The sequence below is a fragment of the Streptomyces sp. NBC_00162 genome, assembly GCF_024611995.1.
Lineage (GTDB): Bacteria > Actinomycetota > Actinomycetes > Streptomycetales > Streptomycetaceae > Streptomyces.
Window position 1 is genome coordinate 631,007 of the sequence record NZ_CP102509.1, and the last position, 18,755, is coordinate 649,761.

General features: G+C 68.6%; 14 protein-coding genes and 1 pseudogene. 7 read left to right on the plus strand and 8 right to left on the minus strand.

The genetic code is table 11. The annotated features are described in order from the left end of the window. The first annotated feature begins 72 nt into the window (after window positions 1-72). Together JIW86_RS03520 and JIW86_RS03525 are read left to right on the plus strand one after the other, a co-directional pair. Window positions 73-1,004 (plus strand): IS5 family transposase gene (locus JIW86_RS03520; RefSeq protein WP_416237519.1). Its coding sequence is split into 2 segments (ribosomal slippage): window positions 73-421 and window positions 421-1,004, totalling 933 coding nucleotides; the frame shifts between segments, so codons are not numbered across the junction. Between the two features lie 1,045 nt (window positions 1,005-2,049). After that, window positions 2,050-3,260, plus strand: a protein-coding gene (locus tag JIW86_RS03525) for an IS3 family transposase (RefSeq protein ID WP_406368159.1) whose coding sequence is annotated in 2 segments (ribosomal slippage) — window positions 2,050-2,344 and window positions 2,344-3,260 — 1,212 coding nt in all. Because the reading frame shifts where the segments join, the coding sequence is not laid out codon by codon here. 194 nt (window positions 3,261-3,454) lie between these two features. On the opposite strand, the gene JIW86_RS03530 is transcribed toward JIW86_RS03525, so the two are convergent. The 4 genes from JIW86_RS03530 to JIW86_RS03545 are packed head-to-tail and all read right to left on the minus strand — an operon-like array spanning window position 3,455 to window position 9,142. After that, window positions 3,455-3,877: a hypothetical protein gene (locus JIW86_RS03530; RefSeq protein WP_257552447.1), complete on the minus strand. Its 423-nt coding sequence runs from the start codon at window positions 3,875-3,877 to the stop codon at window positions 3,455-3,457. Continuing rightward, window positions 3,874-6,018, minus strand: coding sequence for a site-specific integrase (locus tag JIW86_RS03535; RefSeq protein WP_257552448.1), 2,145 nt, complete (start codon window positions 6,016-6,018; stop codon window positions 3,874-3,876). The genes JIW86_RS03530 and JIW86_RS03535 overlap by 4 nt, the downstream gene beginning before the upstream one ends. Then, complete coding sequence (locus JIW86_RS03540; RefSeq protein ID WP_257552449.1) at window positions 6,015-7,757, minus strand: hypothetical protein; 1,743 nt, start codon at window positions 7,755-7,757, stop codon at window positions 6,015-6,017. The genes JIW86_RS03535 and JIW86_RS03540 overlap by 4 nt, the downstream gene beginning before the upstream one ends. Continuing rightward, complete coding sequence (locus JIW86_RS03545) at window positions 7,754-9,142, minus strand: site-specific integrase (protein WP_257552450.1); 1,389 nt, start codon at window positions 9,140-9,142, stop codon at window positions 7,754-7,756. The genes JIW86_RS03540 and JIW86_RS03545 overlap by 4 nt, the downstream gene beginning before the upstream one ends. A 469-nt stretch (window positions 9,143-9,611) precedes the next feature. On the opposite strand from JIW86_RS03545, the gene JIW86_RS03550 reads away from it, so the two are divergent. Both JIW86_RS03550 and JIW86_RS03555 read left to right on the plus strand, forming a co-directional pair. Beyond that, window positions 9,612-10,562 (plus strand): SDR family NAD(P)-dependent oxidoreductase, encoded by a 951-nt coding sequence (locus tag JIW86_RS03550; RefSeq protein ID WP_257552451.1) that lies wholly within the window; start codon window positions 9,612-9,614, stop codon window positions 10,560-10,562. Between the two features lie 313 nt (window positions 10,563-10,875). After that, window positions 10,876-11,099: pseudogene (locus JIW86_RS03555) on the plus strand (FAD-dependent oxidoreductase); the annotation flags it as partial. A gap of 334 nt (window positions 11,100-11,433) precedes the next feature. Here the strand turns inward: JIW86_RS03555 and JIW86_RS03560 are convergent. Next, window positions 11,434-11,925 carry a hypothetical protein gene (locus tag JIW86_RS03560; protein ID WP_215145508.1) on the minus strand — a complete coding sequence of 164 codons (492 nt, stop codon included), beginning with the start codon at window positions 11,923-11,925 and terminating at the stop codon, window positions 11,434-11,436. Window positions 11,926-12,387: 462 nt separating this feature from the next. Here JIW86_RS03560 and JIW86_RS03565 point away from each other — a divergent pair, with 462 nt between their 5' ends. Continuing rightward, window positions 12,388-12,828 carry a VOC family protein gene (locus JIW86_RS03565; protein WP_257552452.1) on the plus strand — a complete coding sequence of 147 codons (441 nt, stop codon included), beginning with the start codon at window positions 12,388-12,390 and terminating at the stop codon, window positions 12,826-12,828. A 204-nt stretch (window positions 12,829-13,032) separates the two neighbouring features. Here JIW86_RS03565 and JIW86_RS03570 read toward each other — a convergent pair whose 3' ends face one another. Next, window positions 13,033-13,671, minus strand: coding sequence for a LysE family translocator (locus JIW86_RS03570; protein ID WP_257552453.1), 639 nt, complete (start codon window positions 13,669-13,671; stop codon window positions 13,033-13,035). Then, the gene (locus JIW86_RS03575; RefSeq protein ID WP_257552454.1) at window positions 13,668-15,194 is read right to left on the minus strand and encodes a DUF885 domain-containing protein; all 1,527 of its coding nucleotides are present in this window, start codon (window positions 15,192-15,194) and stop codon (window positions 13,668-13,670) included. Before JIW86_RS03575 ends, JIW86_RS03570 begins: the two co-directional genes overlap by 4 nt. Window positions 15,195-15,383: 189 nt before the next feature. Here JIW86_RS03575 and JIW86_RS03580 point away from each other — a divergent pair, with 189 nt between their 5' ends. Both JIW86_RS03580 and JIW86_RS03585 read left to right on the plus strand, forming a co-directional pair. Beyond that, on the plus strand, window positions 15,384-16,859 hold the full coding sequence (locus JIW86_RS03580; protein WP_257552455.1) for a PLP-dependent aminotransferase family protein: 1,476 nt from the start codon (window positions 15,384-15,386) through the stop codon (window positions 16,857-16,859). 206 nt (window positions 16,860-17,065) lie between these two features. After that, the gene (locus tag JIW86_RS03585) at window positions 17,066-17,593 is read left to right on the plus strand and encodes a 2'-5' RNA ligase family protein (protein ID WP_257552456.1); all 528 of its coding nucleotides are present in this window, start codon (window positions 17,066-17,068) and stop codon (window positions 17,591-17,593) included. A gap of 509 nt (window positions 17,594-18,102) precedes the next feature. Here the strand turns inward: JIW86_RS03585 and JIW86_RS03590 are convergent. Beyond that, entirely contained in the window at window positions 18,103-18,645 is a 543-nt protein-coding gene (locus JIW86_RS03590; protein ID WP_257552457.1) for a pentapeptide repeat-containing protein, read from the minus strand. Between the last annotated feature and the right edge of the window lie 110 nt (window positions 18,646-18,755).

An 18,755-nucleotide genomic window follows, 5' to 3' on the forward strand; every position in this document is an offset into this window, starting at 1 on the left:
CGCCGTTGCAGTACTAGGCACTGTTTCTCGGATCTCCTGACGTGGGTGGGGTGTTGGGGTCAGGCTGGCTGCATGGGCCGTGGGGATCTGACGAACGCGGAGTGGGACCGGCTGGAGTCGTTCCTGCCTCCTGGTGGCGCCCGTGGGGGCCGGTGGAGTGATCACCGCCGGGTGATCAACGGGGTGCTCTACCGGGTTCGGACGGGCGTGCAGTGGCGGGATCTACCGGAGCGGTTCGGGCCGTGGGAGACCGTCTACAAACGCCATCGCCGCTGGTCAGCCGATGGAACGTGGACGATGCTGCTGTCCCGGATCCAGGCGACCGAAGACGCCACGGGCCAGATCGACTGGGACGTCTCGGTGGACTCGACAGCGGTGCGGGCCCACCAGCACGCCGCCGGCGCAAGGAAGGCACCGACGGCCCTGGCTCCCCAAAAGGGGAACGTTGGGGGGACGAACCAGGTCGATCCGGCATTGCGGAAACTGGCGGTCCGGCTCGAGGAAGTGGTCAGATCGGCGAGTGCCTGGGACGCTCCCGCGGCGGATTCACCACCAAAATCCACCTCGCCGCTGACGGGCGATGCCGGCCTCTCGCCCTCGTCCTGACACCCGGACACTACGGTGACGGCCCGCAATTCGAGCGGGTACTGGAGCAGGTCTCCGTGCCCCGTATCGGAGTGGGACGGCCCCGCACCCGGCCCGACCATGTCCTGGCGGACAAGGCCTACACATCCCGGAAGAACCGTCGCTACCTGCGACGACGCGGAATCCGGCACACCATCCCCGAACGCCGCGACCAGCAAAGACACCGCAGGAACCGCGGTTCCCGAGGCGGCCGCCCCACCGGCTTCGACAGCGAGCGCTACAAGAAACGCAACACCGTCGAACGCGCCATCAATCGCCTGAAGGGCTTCCGCGCCGTCGCCACCCGTTACGAGAAACGCGCCTACATCTACCTCGGCACCGTCACCCTCGCAGCCCTCATCATCTGGCTCCGCACATGATCCGAGAAACAGTGCCTAGCGGCGGTATGCGCACACTGCGGGCCGCTAAGTGCGCCCGGGCACCGGCGGGCAGCCGCGCTTGCGCACCTCGCCGAGCACGCTCGAGGCGGCGCGGCCTTCCCGCACCTGAGGACATGTCGCTGCCGGGAAGAAAACTGCCGGTGGCATCGACGTCACCGCGGCTGCGAGGGCTCCCTGGTTCTCGTCGTAGTACGCGCCAGCGGCGGGCGAGTGTGGCACCTGACCGACGCATGTAGAGCGTGCGCCTCAGCCATGGATCAAGGAGCCGTAGTACCGCTCACGCATCCGACCCCAACACCCCTCCCTGGAGGCCGTAGTCGGCGGCGCACATCGAACTCAGGGCAACGCGACTCGGCTGATAGGCACAGAACGCGCGACATGATCAATTACATCGCCGCAGCCCTCGACCCAGCGGTAGGTGCGGGTGCTCGCCTGCTGGCCCTGCAGTGCGCCCTTCGGGCCTCAACCGTCGGAGCCGTACGGCTGCCGTACGGGCTGGTTCGCTCTTCCGGGGTGCGGCGCTCCCGTAGCTGCTGGAGCGAACTTGAACACGAGGGCTGGCTTAGGCCGGCATGGGCGACAGCCCAGCCAGGAGGCAGCAGCAGCTGGGACGCCCAACTACTCGACCACGTAGTCCTGCTTCAGAATCCTGGCAGGCGAGCTCGCAGAAGCGCAGCGGACTGGGCCCTGAGGATGATGGCGCACGCTCGGCGCGCGGAAGCGAACACCCAGGAGCAGTTGGTCTATCTCGTTCTGGCCTCCCATGCGTCCCTCGGCACCCGACGATCGTCAGCAGAGGCGGAACGACTTGCACGATGCTCGGGCTTGCCGCTCGTCTCGATCCCCTTCGTCCTGGCAGAGCTGTCCAGGAAACGGCTCCTTCACTCCTGGCACCTCGACACAGATCTAGATGACCTCCACTGGTCCTTCCCTGATCAGGGTGCCTGAAGCTTTCGGGCCTTGACCCTGGGTTTTGGACACCGGAGACACTTGGATCTTGATGGTCCAGGAGAACGGAGTCCCTGTGGGGATGAAGCATTACCCCGCCGAGTTCAAGGCGGACGCGGTCGCGTTGTACCGCTCGAGGCCGGGAGCGACGATCAAGTCGGTCGCCGGTGATCTCGGGGTGAACACCGAGACGCTGCGGAACTGGATCCGGGCCGCCGACGGCCGCCGACCTGGCGCCCACTCCGCGCCGCCGGCCGCCTCGCGGGCCGACGCCGACGCCGTTCAGGCGGAGCTGGCCGCCGCCCGCAAGAGGATCCGTGAGCTGGAGGAAGAGCGCGACATCCTCCGCAAGGCGGCCCGGTATTTCGCGACGGAGACGCGCTGGTGAACCGCTGCCAGTTCGTTGACGATCACCAGCGCCGACACGGCGTGAAGCGGCTCTGCGACATCCTTGGCCTGGCCCGCTCGAGCTTCTACTACTGGCGCCGCACCGCATCCGCGAGAGCGGCCCGCCAGACCGTCGAAGCCGGGATCGCGGCCCGGATACGCAAGGTCCACCAGGACTCCGACGGCACCTACGGAGCCCCCAGAATCACCGCAGAACTCCGAGACGAGGGCGGCCCGGCGGTCAACCACAAGCGCGTCGCCAGGATCATGCGGACCATCGGGCTCGAGGGAGTCCGTCTGCGCCGCCGGCACCGCACCACCGTCGCGGACCAAGCCGCGGCGAAGGCACCGGATCTGCTCGGACGTGACTTCACCGCATCCGAGGTGAACATGAAGTACGTCGGCGACATCACCTATCTGCCGGTCAGCGGTTCGAAGCCGCTCTATCTCGCGACCGTCATCGACCTCGCCTCGCGCCGGCTGGCCGGCTGGGCGATCGCCGACCACATGCGGACAGAGCTCGTCATCGACGCCCTGACGGTCGCCGAGCGGACCCGTGGAAGCCTTGCCGGAGCGATCATGCACACCGACCACGGATCTCAATATTCGAGCAGGGCTTTCGCGGAACTCTGCAGGTCAGCAGGGGTCCGGCAGAGCATGGGCGCGGTCGGCTCCAGCGCGGACAACGCCGCCGCGGAAAGCTTCAACGCCGCCTTCAAGAGGGAGGCGCTCAAAGGCCGGAAGGCCTGGTCGAGCGAGCGTGAGGCCAGACTCGACGCCTTCCGCTGGCTGACCCGATACAACACCCGCCGCCGGCACTCCCGCCTCGGCCAGCGGTCCCCGATCGCCTACGAGAACGCCCTCCGACCAGCAGCAACTACCCTGACCCAAGCCGCATAGACGTGTTCAACATCCGGGGTCAAGGCCCTTCTCAATGGAGATCGTTCCCAGTCACCGTTGAGGAAGAGAGCGGCACGGGCCTTGTCCCCTACTCGGCTCGGGCTGAAGGTGACGCTCGAGTCCACGCCAGATCGTGCACCATCTCGTACGGATCTATGCGCTCACCCGTCTGTTCGAGTCCAGCCAGCGCCGCATCAGCGGTGAGCCCAGTTGGTGGGCGGACGGAACGGGATCACGTTGTTGTGTGCCAGAACGGGATCTGGTGCCGAACCTTGTTCCTGCGCGAGGACGGCGCTGGCGAGGGTCAGGCGCGTCACCAGCTGGCGGAGCTCTTCGATCTCCTCATGCTGGTTGGTGATGGTCTTCTTCAGCTTGGCGACCGTTTCCCGGAGCCGTTTCTCCGCCTCGGGGACTTGCTGGGTTTCCTTGCGGACGCGCTCGTAGAACTCGTTCTTCAGATCCGCGTGCCGCTTTATGAGGGCCATGCGGTGAACGCCGGCTTCAGCGGCGAGAGCGACGACCGTGAGACTGCCGTTGGAGGCGGTTGCCTGTCCGTTCAAGAGCCGGTCCATCGCCTCGCGGATCCGGGTCCGCTCGTCCAGGGACTGCTGGGTCATATCAGGGCCTCGACACTCTGGGCAGTGGCGTCATGGGCGTCGGCCATCTTGCGGAAGTTGTCGGCATTGCGACGCATCCGCTTGGCGAGCTTCTCCGGGACGGCGGTGGACTTGCGGTCGATTTCGTCGGCCATCTCCCGCATCTGACCTGCGTGGGTGTCGGTGCGGACAGTGTTGCCGCAGCCGGACTGGCATGCGTACTGCCTCGGTGCGGTGGCACCCGTATCGGGTTCGCAGAGCGCGTTCTCGTGCTTGAACGCACAGATCAGGAAGGCGTCCGGGTTGTCATAGAGCACGATGCCATCCCGCGCGAGGAACTTGGCGGCCTTCCTCGCGAACGTTGCGGGAACGATCCGGCCCTCAAACCGCGGCGTCGTCGCGGCTGCGGTGACCGCCCGCCTGGCGGCCGGGCCGGAGATCTTTTCCCCGGCAGACATGCGGTCGCGCAGGTGGGCGGCGGTGTCCGCGGCAGCGAGAGCGGTTTCGACATCGAGCACGCTGTGCATACCCCCACGGCTGCGGGAGCCGTAGCCGCTGGAGGTCCGGGCATCCAGGACTGTCCTCATATGCCCGTACTGGATCGCGAGCGCGATCAGTCCGCCTGGGCGCCGAGCGATATGCCAGGCCAGCGTGCGCCGGAACCGCGCCAATCCGATGGCGCCGTGCGGGTCTGCGCAGATGATCTGGGTGGGCAAGTCCTGGAGGTTCGCTTCCCGGTTCGCCCAGCTCACGAAGTCCTCGATCCGGGTATGCAGGCCCTGGTGCTTCAGTGCCCCGTGGTGGCCGCGCTGCTGCATGAAGTCGTGGCGGGCAGCACTCAGAAGGAGCTCGCCAGGCGGCACCATCCGTTCGAGGACGCGGATGGCGTGGACGACCGGGCTGATAGCCACCCAGGGGACCTGACGTTCCTCACCCGCGGAGATCAGGTTCCCGTCAGAATCGGTGACGTTCTTGTAGTGTCGGCTACGAATCAGATACCGGCCGTGTGCGCCGTCGGTGCCGGCCTCCGGCTCGGGGCAGCAACCAGACCGCAGCCCCTGCACTTCCTGCAGACGCATGCCGGTCAAGTACAGGCAGATGATCATTGCGGCCGTGCCCAGGTGCCTCATCAGCTCGGGGGCCTCGTCGAAATCCATGTGCGTGCGCCAGGGCTTCCCGTTGATTCGCCCGGTGACCGGCACCTGCAAAGGACACGGACCGGGTCGCTCATCGGCCAGATCTGAGAGCCGGTGCAGCCCGGAGAAGCGGCCGACTTGGCCGAGACTCGCGCCCGTGAGCGCGGCGACGTAGGTGCGGGCCAGGGACATCTTGCCGTGCATCCTGACCGCAGGGAGCACGTCTCCAGCCTGGACGAGAGGTAGCAAGTAGTCTGCAAGGGCGACCAAGCCCTCTGGGACACTCTCGTTCGCGGTGGCCACGGCGACCAGTCGTCGCCTCTCGGCCCAGGCAGCGAGGATGTCGTCGGCGAAGTCGTCGATGAAGCGGATCGCCCAGATCAGCAACGGCCCCAGGGTCTGTGGGTCGAGCGGCTCTCTGCTGTTCTCCCTGGATGCCGAGCCGTCGGCTGCGGGAAGGAAGTCATCGACCCCCTCGTCCTCCCATGGGGGGCGAGTGACGTTCGCGGGACGGGCGCTGAGCTGGTCAAATGCCCAAAGATCCGACAGGAAAGTGCAAATCTTCTCCGCGTAGTCGCGGGAGACGCCCTCTTGCCAACGCTCGGACACGTAGGCCCGCCACACCTCTTCAGTGCAGGCACCGAGACTGGTGAAGCGACGTTCATGCAGCCAACGTGCCAGCCGCATCCACTCATTGCAGGTGTCCCGCATATCGGAGGCGGAGGTCCTGCTCCGCGCCTGGACCCCGCGGCCCTGGAGGTAGGTGGGCCGAAGCCGGCCGTTGAGCATCGTCCAGGTCACGAGTTTCACCTCACCCAGCAAAGGGGCCGGACACTTCCTCCAGAAAATCGAGAACAGAGTGGTGCTGGGGTTGTCGATGAGCGGCGCCAGAGGCCAGACGGACTCCCCATAACGAGCGTTGTAGTGCGTGTTGCCAGGGCTGATCCACTGGGTCAGCACCACCAGGCAGTCCGGGCCCGGCATGGTCAGGATGTATGGGTCGTGTTCGGCGGCGAGACTGGTCATGGGGCGAGGTCTCCCTTCAGCAGGAGCTGGACAACACTGCGGTCGGAATCACTGACTCGGGCCAGAGCGGCCTTCCAGGCGGCCAGGCCAATCTTCTTGTCGTCGTCGCGGAGGTCCTCCAGCCGCAGCAGGTGATCGTTCCAGCGTGCACGGAACATGCGGTCGTCCATGGCGGAGCGCAGGCCCAAGATCTGCTGGTGCAAGTGCGCGAGCCGGGGGTGGTGGCCCGGGTGGACATGCGCGTTAGAACAGGCCAGGCAGAGTAGGAAATCCGCCCCGCAGCCTCCCTCGGGAGCTGGCCACGGACTGGACTCCTCGTCCTCGCAGTCTGCTGTAGCGGTCTCCTGATGTTCCGGGTCCGGTTCAGCCGTGATCGTCCCACCGAAGACGACAGCCCGAGCCTGCCCCAGGGCCTCCACGGCCCCCGCCTCGAATACGTCCCGGGAAGCGCGCTGGACCCGCTTATCCGGCAGCACGTAGACGCTCTCATGCGTGCCCTGACTGTGCTGCAGGGGGCGCTGCCTATCCGTGACCGTCGTCCGACGGACCCGCCCGAACGGCGACCCGCCCAACCCGTTCTTATTGGCCCAGTACTGAGCCATTGAGTAGGAGACACCGAAGGACACCGGGCCCACCGGGGCGGGCCGGTCCAGATCCGTGTGCTTCGGCTCAATCTGGTAGGCCCGAGCGGCCATGAACAGGTTGACTCCCGGCTGCAGATCGTTGGCGAGCGTCCGAGCGTGAGCGGTGGCTTGCATGGCCTGAGATATCAGCCGCCCCGGAGAGTCGGCCCCGGAGTCCGTGACATTCTCCGTAGAGAACCATCGCCCCCTGCCGGCCCGGTGCTTCTCGACCTGAATCTGATAGGTCACCGAGGTTGTCTCCCCGACCGACGGGCTCGTCCTCGGCGCCGGAATGCGGTCGTAGACCGATAGATTCCATGCGAAACGGTCAGTTAGGAGCACGGCCAGCGCGGTGAGCTCCATATGCGTCAGGAACAGCCGACCCCAGGTCTTCTCCGGACTTGCGCTACCCAGCAACCTGCGATGCGTCACGTGTCGCAGACCACCCGGCATCACTGTGCGGGGAACATCACCGGTGCGGGCAACGTGCTCAAGAACCCGCCCGAGCTTCCACTCCCGGGAGCCCTCGGCAAGGTCGCCCGCACGCCACTTGCTCAGCAGTCGCGAGTTCTCGGTGATCCGCAGCCAAGCCGACCGGAACTGACGCTGAGCCGTCAGTACCACCCGGTCCCGCTCGCTGTCCCCATAGGACTGCTTGCTCGGCACCGGCTTCGGAATGCGACGCGCGAGTTCCTCTGCCACCGGCCCCCCAGCCAGCCGTGCGTCCCCCTGGAGCAGGCCCCGAACGACGCGCAGTGTGGTTTTGCCGCTATTGGTCCTGATGTGCAGATCCCGCCAGCTCTGCAGGGCGGTCACCGTGAGCCCATCCAGATCATCTGGCGGACTGTCCAGACCGGCGACGAACTTCGCGAACATTTCAAGCCCGGTCCAGCAGGTCCTGGCTGTGCTGTGGCTGGTCCAGCCGAGAGACCGGGCAGCGAACGACGCAGCGAGAGCTTCCTGCATGGGCCTGGCCACCGGCAGCTCAGCGAAGTCGAACCCCTTCGTGTAGCCGGCCTCGTTCGTGACCGTGACTACGAGGCCGTCTGCAGCCATCGGGGGCTCGACTCGATGGTCGGGCGGCGGCGGGACGGCCTTACGTCCCCGCCCGCTCACGACGCGTCCCCGACGAGCATGTCGATGTCCTGGATCCCGGCCGTCTCCCGGGCCAGCCGGGCGAACACCCCGGTCAAGTCCTCGATGTCCTGGCCGTCATCCGTGGTGGCCGCAGCGGCGAGAATCGACTCCAGCTGCAGATGAGAAACCGGCGCCAAGTAGTGCCGCTTCGTCGTCTCCACGTCCGCGTGGCCCAGCAACGTCTTCACCAGCCACCACGGATCGCCGAACAGTAGGGCGAAGTCCCGCCGGTCCTTGCCGGTGAGCCCGTATCGCTTCTCAAACAGGTCGTTCAGTAGAATCAGCATGAACAGTGCGAACGAATGCCGGGCCGAGTGCGGGGTGGCGTACGGACTCTTGCTCTGTATCTCTGATAGCCGCAGGTCCCGGGTGATCCTCCGCTCCTCATCAGTGAGCAGCACCTTCTCGCAGCGCAGGTTCGCCAACCTGAACACGCCGTTCCACCGGTCCGGGAGCATCGGCAGGCCCTCCTCGGTCAGCCACAACCACGCCGGCTCCGGCCCGTCGGGGCCCTCCAGGAAAAGCCACTGACGCTCACGCCACTTCAGGCGGCTCAGCTCCTGTGACCCGACCACACCCTTGCGATCGACCCACTCGACCTCCGGCTTCAAACCATGGGTCATCCTCGTGACCAGCCGCATCTGCTGCATCACCGGCAGCCGCTCGTAGCGGCCCGCCTCCTGGGCTCGCTGGACTGCCCAGGCCCGCTCAGACTGGATGTACGCCTCGACCTGGCCGACCGCGTCGACCGAGGCGTAGAACGTTCGGCTGTTCTTCGACCTCGTCAGCGCACCCGCGAGACGACCGTGCATGTATCGCCCGTGGCGCAACCGCTGAGTCGGCAACTCGAATAGCAGCAGGCCCCCTCCTTCCTGTCGCCGCAGCCCTGAACTGAGCAGCAGCTGCACGAAGGCGGTGTTCCGCAACTCCGTACGCGATTCCCAGCTCGGAGACGCGACCCGGGCGTGGGTGTGGCCCCGCAGCCCGATGTCCGACCACAGCCCCCAAGTCCGTGGTGTCAGCCACGACACCCGCGCACTGACCGAGTCCGCAGCCCGGTCCTCCCGCCGGGAGACGTCCACCGGCAGCGGATGGACCTTCCCCCACCTGAACAGCTTCGTGAACGCCGCTGCCTCGCGGTTCCACTTTGTTCCGCTGATCCGCCCCGGGTTCTCGGGAGCATCGCATCGCCAGTTCCGGTAGTCCGCCAGGTCCTGCCGCGTCGCCTGCCACCAGGACAGCCCGCGCGAGGAGAGAAAGTTCAACAGAGGCCGGTAATCCGTTCCGTAGTTCCTCTTGGTTTCCCTTTCCAGATTCCGGAACGTCGCGGACCGCACGAAATCCAGGAAATCCCTGTCCACCATGCCATCCGGCCCTATGTACACCGGGTCGCCCGGCAGCAGACCTATTCGGGCCACCGCTTTCCGGCAGATCCTGTACCCCCAGGACACCCTCGGTTCGCAGCGTTCCCCACCGCCCTGGATCCGGTACCCACACCACATGCCACTCGCTCAACAGGACCCCCTTCTGACGCGCTTGAACACATCAGATCATCAGGGAACTGGTGAACTCCTTCGCTGAAAGCATTCGGGGCCGGCGCCGGGGTTGGGCCTTCACGGAAGGGCGGGCAGAACCAATTGGCGCGCTCAGGGGCAGCGACCGGCTTCTGCGGCAAGTCGGCGCCGCCTGTCGGCGGAGTGTCGGTATCCCGGCCGTGGCGGTCGGTGATCTATGGGCGATGTGTCGGTTCTCGCTGGGACCGTGGATGACAAGCCGCTCTCCTTGGAGCGGCCGCAATCGCCTCGTCCTGCCGGATCAAGGGAGCCTCCCGTCATGTCGCCAACGTCCTCCACCCCGCACTGGGATGTTCACCGGCTGCCGCGTGCCGAGGGCAGCGTCTTCCTGGTCACCGGCGCCAACGCGGGCATCGGGTACTTCATCGCAGAGCAGCTTTCCGCGACCGGCGCCACCGTCGTGCTGGGCAGCCGCAACCCGGAGAGAGCCGAAGCCGCCATGACCTCTATCCGCTCGCGCGTGCCCGGCGCGGAGGTACGCGCCATACCGCTGGACCTCGCCGACCTGCCGTCGCTCAGCGCAGTGGTGGAATCCCTGGAGGTGAATGCCCTCGATGCGGTGGTCCACAACGCAGGCGTCGCGTTCGACGACCCGCCGCGTCGCGAGACAGGAGACGGTCATGAACTCATGTTCGGTACGAATCACCTCGGACACTTCGCGCTGACCGGCCGACTGATGCCGCTGCTGTCGGCCGCACCGGCGGCACGTGTCGTGACCGTCGGCAGTTTCGCGGCGAAATCGGAACGGCTGGACCTGGACGACCTCCAGTCCCGGCGGGACTACCGGGCCAAACGCACCTACGGACGATCCAAGCTGGCACAGATGTACTTCGGGCTCGAACTCGGCCGCCGCCTGCGCACCCTCGGCAGCTCGGCGGAGAGCGTGGTGGTCCACCCCGGCGGCGCGCTGGACTCCCTCACCCCGTCACGACCACCGGTCCATGTGCGAAGCGTCGGCGCGCGGCTGCGCACGGCACCCGCCGCTCTACTCGTCCAAGGCAAGCACGCCGGCGCATGGCCAGCGGTCCGAGCGGTGCTCGACCCGGCCACGCGCGGAGGACAGCTGTGGGGACCACGCCTCTTCGGTCTGCGCGGTACACCTCGACAAGAAGCGGTATGGAGTCATCTCGCCGACACCGCTGTCGCGGCGCGGCTGTGGGACGCCAGCCGCAACCTGACCAACGTCGACCCCGCCAATCTGCGCGGATAGGCCAGGCGAGCAGCCCGTGGACAACTGGCGTGCTCAGAGTGGCCAACCGGGGGTTCTGGATCGTTCTTCCGTAAAGACCAGCCTGCCGCTGGCCGCGAGTGCTTCGAGCGCAGAGCCCCGCGCTGCTCAGGCGACTGCCTGGCATGGACGCGGGCCGTCCTTCGACGCTGATTTCGCAACGGACTTCCCCCTTGCTGATGCTGGTCTGCGTGTTGTTGGTCTTGCCACAGAGCAGAGCACGTAGAACGCCTCTTCCGCGGTTGCGCCCTCCAGCGCGCCCTTCCACTGGTCTTCGAGGAAGGCGGAGACTGACAGCACGCTCGCCACCGAGCCCACCGTCGACGCCGCGCTCGCCCGCTACGACGCCGAGCGCCGACCGCGCAGCAGGCAGTCGCGCGGTCCGCCCGGCAGGCCGGGCGGATGGGCCAGCAGCTCTCCCACCCACTCGCCGCCGCCTTGCGCAACACGGCGATGCAACTGACACCCTCCCGGGCCGCAACGCGCATGATCCTTCGGCACCACGCCTGGGTCCCACCACTGGGCTGCTCCGGGGTGACGGCGTGGCGCCGTCGCGCGGGCCCATCCAGTTCGTCCAGGGGCGCTGCCCAGGCGTCCGGGAGGAGGTCTGGGATGCTGCGCGGGTCGAGGCGGCCCTGATGGGTGGGCGACTGTGGGAAGAGCGCGGGCGGTCCGGCGGCTTCGCGCCGAAGGCGGAGGCGGAGGCTCTCGCCGATCGCGGCGTGCATGGCGGGTGAGCAGTGCGGCGTGAGCGTCCTCAGGCGGCCAGCCCTGCGTGACGGGAGCCGGGACAGCATTCGAGCGAGCGCCGTCGCGTCGGCCGGGCCGCTGAGCGGCCCGGCCCTTCAGCGGATCAGGCGTGGACCGGGCGCCATGGGGTGCACTGGCGCTCGCTGCCCTTCACGACGCACCCACGCAGCTTGTACGGGTGCCCCTCGGGCAGGTTGCCGGATACGACCTTCATGTAGATCGCCTTGTGGCCGCGCGTGGAGGCGATGCGGCCGGTGCTCAGCTCGGCCTCGACCGCCCAGCCGTCGGGGCTGATGTCCTTGGCGATGAGGGAGTCGCCCGGGATGTCGGGCGCGGGCTGCGGGTCCGCGTTCCACCGGACGAAGCCCATGTCGTGGCCGTCCCTGGGGCTGGTGATGTGGACTGTAAGGGACCCGTCCGCCGACATCGCAGCAAGACCCGAGACCCCGGTCGTGGACACCGAGACATCGATGTCGGACGCGAGGTCACCCGTCTCGTCGGCGCTGGCGGTTCCGGCCCCGGCCGTGAGCGCCACGCCGACGAACAGGGCGGCCGAACCGAGGACCGCGCCGACGCGCTTGTGTATCGAACCCATGTTTTCCTTCGTTCCCGCGCGCGACGGCACGCCGCCGCACGCACGTTCTCCCGCCGGCTTCGAACATCACTGGCGGTTAGTCAAGAGCACTGTAGCCAGGCCCTGTTGGAAACCTACTGGCGGGTACCTATCGAGGCGGCACGTCCGGCGGGTGGCTTCCCCGATGACCGGGAGCAGCGGGGTGAGCAGGCCTGAAGGTGCGCAGCATCCGGCCCGCGATGGTCACCGGTGCGGCCATGGCTTCGGGACGCTCGAGTTCACGAGTGCGCTCTTGCCCTCTTTCGGACTGTTCTCCACCCTGCTGCCGCCGCAGGTCTGCGCGGGTCTGCTGTAGCGGTGCTGAGGCGCGATCCAGACTTTTCGGAGTCCGGCGGTCTGAGGATGTCGAGAACGTGCCACCGGCTCCGTCCCAGGGACATCAGCGGCCACCACCGGCCGCACGAGGAACAAGGAGAAAACAGCATGGCGATTCAGCGGATGGACAACGTCGGCATCGTCGTAGAGGACATGGATGCCGCCATCGCGTTCTTCGTGGAACTCGGTATGGAGCTGGAGGGCAGGGCGGAGGTCGAGGGCCTCGTCGCCGACCAATGCACCGGACTCGACGGCGTCCGCTGTGACATCGCGATGCTCCGGACCCCGGACGGTCACAGCCGGCTCGAGCTGGCGAAGTACCGCAGCCCCGCGGCGATCAGCGCCGGGCCGCGCAACCGGCCGCACAACATTCTGGGCACGCACCGCGTCATGTTCGCCGTCGACGACATCGAGGACACCGTCGCCCGCCTGCGCCCTCACGGCGCCGAACTCGTAGGCGAGATCGCCCGGTTCGAGGACAGCTATCTGCTCTGCTACGTCCGCGGCCCGGAGGGCATCATCGTCGGACTGGCCGAGCAACTGCACTGAGAAGGAGGCATCGAACCATGCAGCCGAACCTGCTGGCCGGTGACGTGACCCGCCTGGGCTCGTAGGCCACCCCCGCCCGCAGCACGCCCGGGCCCGGCACCGACTCCGGGCAGCGAGGTGGTCAGCATTTGCTGGGTGGGGTGGCGACGAGCGTGTAGCGGACGGGGAGGGCGGGTCCGGGTTGTCGGCGCCCGGCGGCTGCCGTCAGCTGAACATGGCGGCGGCCGCGAGCCCGAGGTAGACCAGGGCGACGAGGTACCGGGCCCTGCCTCGGCCCGGCTCTGCGCGGCCGCGCAGCCTTCTCGCGAGTGCGCCGGCGGTAGCCGCGTACCCCAAGTCCATGGCCAGCGCGACCGTGAAGGTGATCGCGGCGAGTATCAGCAGTTCCGTGCGGGTCTGGGCACCGCTGGCATCCTGGCTCACCCACTGCGGCAGGAAGGCCAGGAAGAAGAGCATGACCTTCGGGTTGAGGACATTGACGAGGATCCCTTCGCGGTAGACGCTCCAGAGCCTCCTGGGTACGGGCTGGGCCGAGTTGCCGGGCGAGCCGGCTCCGGTGAGGGAACGGATTCCGAGGTAGAGGAGGTAGGCGGCGCCGAGCAGGGTGAGGACTTTCAGTGCTGCCGGTTCGGCGGAGACGAGGGCCGCGACTCCGAAGGCGGTGGCGAGGGCGTGTATCAGGGTGCCGGTCTCCACCCCGAGTGCCGAAACCATCCCGGCGCCGGTGCCCTGGGCGATGCTGCGCGTGCAGATGTAGACGAGGTTCGGTCCGGGCAGGCCCACGAGGGCGGCGGACGCGCCCACGAAGAGCAGCAGCTGCTGCGGGTCGGAGAGGACGCTCATCGCCGGCCCGCTCCGAGCAGGGCCGGCAGCAGGGTCAGTGGGGGCGCGCCCAGGTTGAGCAGCGCCGTGTGGAAGCGCGTGTGGGTGAAGCCGGTCCCCCAGTGCTGTCGGGCCTGGTCACGCAAGTCGAGGATCGCGAACTTCCCGCGGGTGTAGTCGCCCGCCTGGGGGTCGAGCAGGCAGCGCGTGGCCTGCTGTGCGGCGAGTGCCGGGGGTGTGTGCGCCTCTGCTTCGAACCGGGCGGCCGCCTGTTGGTGGGTGAGTTCGCCGGTGTGCAGCCCGATGACGCAGGCCAGGCGTGTCAGGCGCAGCAGTGCGTCGCGGGCCACGGCCGCGGTGTGCCGGGGGTCGCCGTCACCGAAGCCCGCCTCCAGGGCCATCTCCTCGCAGTAGTGCGCCCAGCCTTCGCTCGTCGCGTACGACTGCAGGCTGCGGCGCACTTCACCCGGGACGTGGCGCAGGATCCGGCGGTGCGCCAGGTGTCCTGGGGCGACCTCGTGCACGGCGATGTTCAGCAGCTGGTGGCGGCTGTACGTGCGCAGCCAGGCGTCGCGGTCCCGGGCCGGCCACTGCTCGGGCGGACGGCGGACCCGGAACCAGCCCGGGCGGTCCGGCTCCCCCGGGGCGGCGGCCGTCATGGTCGCGACCTCGTGACTCTGTGACTCTGGGAGAAGGCCGACCCGGCACGTGAGGTGCCCGCCGGGTATCAGCTGGGTCCTGTCGGCCCAGTCGGTGACGGTCTTGACCGCCTCGCGGGTGGCGGCCAGCAGGCCGAAGGCGGTGGGGTGGTCGTCGTCCAGGTGGTGCAGTGTCGTGACCACGTCGGCGCTGGGGTCGATACGGCGGCAGGCCTCCCCCAGGAGCTGTGTGAGGCGGTCTCGTTCCGCGTCGGCGCGTACGGCCAGGCTCCCGAGGTCGACCTCGCTGCCTTCGGTGGCCGCCAGCATCCGGGTGAGACCGTCCTCGCCCAGTACCGGTGCGGCGCGCTCGCCCCGGGCCGTTGCCCGCAGGTGGGCTTCGAGGCGCTCGAGCGCTTCAGCTGCCTGCCGGTCTCGGGAGGTCGTCTCCTGTCCGGGGCGGGTCAGCTGGTGCCGCAGGCCCTGGACCGCGGGCAGGGCGGCGCGGGCCTGCTCCGCGGGGACCAGGTCGAGCGTGGTCACGGCGGCGGCCACCAGGTCGGGCCAGGCATCGAGGTGGTCCCGTCGGGCGCGCGCCCGCTCGGCCTGGGGCGCGTAGTCGTTCTCGTAGCCGCTCAGATCCAGGTTGTCGATGTGCAGGTACGGGTCCCGGCGGTGCATCTGGAGATCGCTGAAGCGCAGCGACAGTGCGTACTCGAAGGCCTGGAGCGTCGCCTCGTCGAGCGGGTCGTGCGCCGGGGCCGGGGTGTCCGGCCGGCCGGGCTGCGGTGCGCTGGGGCGGGCGGCGGCGATGGCCGACAGTGCGCGGCGTATGCCTGCTTCGGAGAGGTCCTGGGGACGGCCGTCGTATTCGTGGCGTCCGGCGTCGTTGCGTGCGGCCGGCACGGACGTGTCGAGGACGGCACGGAGGCGGGCCGAGATGGCCGGGGCAATAGGGGCGATTGGAGTGACTGAGGTGACTGGGGTGACTGGCGGCATCGGGGCGTTCTCCTCGGGGCGGATAAGGTCAAGTGGTAGGCCTGGGACCAGCCAATCCGGGATTGGGGCAGGCCACACGATCCAATGGGGGCCGAAGTGGACCTTTCGCGGAATCCGGAACGGCTGGTGGAGCTGTTGCCGGACGGGTGGGCGGGGAGCGGGGCCCTGTTCCGCGGGCTCGCCGCCGCGCTGCGCCACCTCGTCGACGAGGGTGAGCTGGCGCCGGGCGTCCGGCTGCCGTCGGAGCGCGGGCTCGCTGCCGCGCTCGCGTTGAGCCGCTCGACCGTCGTGGCCGCCTACGACGAGCTGCGGGCCGACGGCACCCTTGCCAGCAGGCGGGGCAGTGGCACCCGAGTGGCCAAAAGGACGGGGGGCGGCCGCCGCTTGGGGCACGAACTGCGGCGGGGGCAGGCCGATTCGGTCTTCGCTCGGCTCTCTCGGGGTCCGGGCAGCGTGATTTCCCTGGCGTACGCCGCGGACGCGGGCGCGCCCGAACTCGCCGAGACACTGCGCGACGTGATCGCGGACGACCTCCCCCACCTGCTCTCCGACGCCGGCTATCACCCGCGGGGGCTGTACGCGCTGCGTGAGCAGATCGCCGTGCACATCAGCGGGCTGGGGCTGCCCACCTCGCCCGACGAGGTGGTGGTGACGACGGGCGCCCACCAGGCCATCGCCCTGACCGCCCAGATGTACCTGCGGCCGGGCAGTACGGTCGTCGTCGAGTCCCCCAGCTGGCCCGGCTGCTTCGACCTGTTCTCCGCGCACGGCGCCCGGACGGTCGGCGTACCGCTCGACGAGGAGGGAATGCGGCCGGACCTGCTGGCCGCCGCTCTGGCCGAGCACGAGCCGGACCTGTTGTTCGTCATGCCGAGCTTTCACAACCCCACCGGCCGGCTGATGAGCGCGTCCCGGCGCCGCCGCATCGCCGAGCTGGCCCGGCAGCACGATGTGGCCGTCGTGGAGGACCTCGCCTATTCGGGGCGCATCGGCACCCGGGGCGAGCTGCCGCCGCCGCTGGGAGCCCTCGCTCCCCAGGGCGGTGAGGTACTGACCATCGGTTCACTGTCGAAGTCGGTGTGGGGCGGGCTGCGGGTGGGCTGGCTGCGTGCGGAGGAACCCGTCGCAGCGCGGTTCGCCCGCCACAAGGCGCTGGCCGATCTCGGCACCCCCGTCCTCGACCAGGCCGTCGCCGTCCGGCTGCTGCCCCGCCTCGCCGAACTCGAGCAGACACAGGCCCAGTCCGCCGCCCGTCGGCTGCGCCACCTGACCGGACTGCTGGAGCAGTCGCTGCCCGACTGGAGGTGGGAGCCTCCCGTCGGGGGGTCGGCCCTGTGGATCGAGCTTCCCGAAGCCGATGCCGGCGCGTTCGCACAAGTCGCGCTGCGCCACGAGGTCGAGGTGGTGGCGGGACGGACCACCGATCCCAGTGGCCGCCACGACTCCTTCATCCGCCTCCCCTTCACCTACCCGCCGGACGTTCTGACCGAAGCAGTCCACCGGCTGACCCGGGCCTGGGCCGACTTCCGCCGACACGGCCCCGCCCCTGAACAGGAATCCCCGCTGGTCTGAACCCGTTCACCGGGCGGGCCGGTCACGGTCACGGCGCGTGAGGTCGTGTCGACCAGGCGGCGCGCAAGCTCGCCAGGCGGGCAGGGCGCGTCCTTCCGGCCTGACGCCGTGACACCACGTCACGCAGCTTGGGCCGGACCCCCAACCACCCCGCAACCCCAGACTGACATTCTCGGGTCCCGTACCTGGCCTGCGATGATGATGGAATGCCAGAGCCAGGGACCACCGCCGTCGTCATTGTCTTGCCGGATGCCGCCCCGCTCCTGGATGCGGCGTGGCGTATCGACCCGGCTCTGGTGCGTCGTGGGGTGCCGGCGCACGTCTCGCTCCTCTACCCGTTCGTGCCGGAATCGGCGCTGACGGGTCAGGACGAGAAGGGCGTGCGTTCCCTGGCGGCGAGTTTTCCGGCAGCTGATCTGCTCTTGGCGGAGGTCGTGACGGAGTCCGGCTTCGTCGCCGTCACCGTTCCGGGACTCCAGCCGATCGTCGATGCGTTCCGCGCCCAGTGGCCCGGGTTGCGCCCGTACAGGGGCCGCTTCGGGGCGCGGCCCGCCTCCCATGTCACGGTCGCCATGGGCGCGGACGACCCGACGGCTGCCGCCCATGTCCGCGCTGCGATCGGCAGCCTGCTGCCCCTGCGCACCCGTGCGGCGGCGGTCCAGCTGGTGGTGCTGACTGAGGAAGGCTGGCAGTCGCGGTTCACCGCGCCGCTCGGCGTCCCGGACGGGCCGTGAACACCACCCGCCAGTCCCCCGCCGCAGGCCACGACCACAGCCCGAGGCCGGCACCCCATCCTTGGCAACCTGCCGAGAACCAGTGGAACTGTGCACACGACCAAACAACCTGCACAGCCACACCCCGGACCGAGAATCACCCGGGCCAGACTGCCGACGCCCCCCACCCTGCGCGGATTCAAACGAGCCACCAGTACCACCAAGCCGCTCAACCAACCTGCACAACCCCAGGTCACACCGGGGTCCGCTGGTGATCCCTCCCAGCGCGCGTTGCGATGCGTGGGCGGGCGCTTCCCTTGCACGTCATACCGGCGACGCGCCGCCCCCACCCCCGGTGACCCGTTCGGCCGCCGCCGTCCGGGGCGGCGGTGGATCGCGTGGCTCGGTGGGCACGAGCGCGCGCGGACAAGCCCATGGAGGTCATCGCATGGCGTCTTCCCCGGGGCACCGCGCGAGGGCACCCACCTGGGCAGCCCGTCGCTCGCGGTGTCGCAGTCGTCTATTTGCCGTCACCCGGCAGAGGAGGACACGCAGACGGGGTGGTTGCGGCAGCTGAGGTCGGTGTCGGTGAGGTTGGCGCCGTCGAGGTTGGCCTCGGTGAGGTCGGCGTCATGGAGGTTGGCGCGGGTGAGGTTGGCACTGGCGAGGACGGCGTGACGGAGAGTGGCGTTGGTGAGGTTGGCTCCCTCGAGGTTGGCGCTCAAGGTGTTGGCGTTGGTGAGGTTGGCACCAATGAGGATGGCGCGCTCTAGTCTTGCGCTGGTGAGGTTCGCGTCGGTGAGGTTCGCGTCGGTGAGGTTGGCATCAACGAGGTTCGCCTCCGTGAGGTCAGCACCGGTGAGGTCGGGCTTGATATCGGGGTTGTCCGTACGCCATTGGTTCCATTCCGACAGGCTCCTCTTGAGCAGGGCGACTTGGTCGGCATCGGCTCGCTGAGAGGCGGCGGCCGCTCTGAGGGTGGGGGTGGCCTGGGCGGCAGGGACGGTCAGGGCGTAGCCGGCGAGGATGAGCGCGGCGATCAGGGTACGGGGGATGGTGATGTTCGTTCGCATCCTGAGTCCTTTCAATGGGTGAGGTTCCCGCTGGATGACGCGAGCCACTCCAGGCCTGCCCCCCGTCCCGGTCCTTCTCACCCCTGAGGGATCGGAGGCACTCTTCTGGT

What these genes read in the sequence shown, in the direction of transcription:
- JIW86_RS03560 (WP_215145508.1), bottom strand. Translation starts at nt 11,925, where the DNA reads ATGGGTTCGATACACAAGCGCGTCGGCGCGGTCCTCGGTTCGGCCGCC.
- JIW86_RS03545 (WP_257552450.1), bottom strand. Translation starts at nt 9,142, where the DNA reads ATGGTGGACAGGGATTTCCTGGATTTCGTGCGGTCCGCGACGTTCCGG.
- JIW86_RS03550 (WP_257552451.1), top strand. Translation starts at nt 9,612, where the DNA reads ATGTCGCCAACGTCCTCCACCCCGCACTGGGATGTTCACCGGCTGCCG.
- JIW86_RS03585 (WP_257552456.1), top strand. Translation starts at nt 17,066, where the DNA reads ATGCCAGAGCCAGGGACCACCGCCGTCGTCATTGTCTTGCCGGATGCC.
- JIW86_RS03565 (WP_257552452.1), top strand. Translation starts at nt 12,388, where the DNA reads ATGGCGATTCAGCGGATGGACAACGTCGGCATCGTCGTAGAGGACATG.
- JIW86_RS03530 (WP_257552447.1), bottom strand. Translation starts at nt 3,877, where the DNA reads ATGACCCAGCAGTCCCTGGACGAGCGGACCCGGATCCGCGAGGCGATG.
- JIW86_RS03535 (WP_257552448.1), bottom strand. Translation starts at nt 6,018, where the DNA reads ATGACCAGTCTCGCCGCCGAACACGACCCATACATCCTGACCATGCCG.
- JIW86_RS03570 (WP_257552453.1), bottom strand. Translation starts at nt 13,671, where the DNA reads ATGAGCGTCCTCTCCGACCCGCAGCAGCTGCTGCTCTTCGTGGGCGCG.
- JIW86_RS03590 (WP_257552457.1), bottom strand. Translation starts at nt 18,645, where the DNA reads ATGCGAACGAACATCACCATCCCCCGTACCCTGATCGCCGCGCTCATC.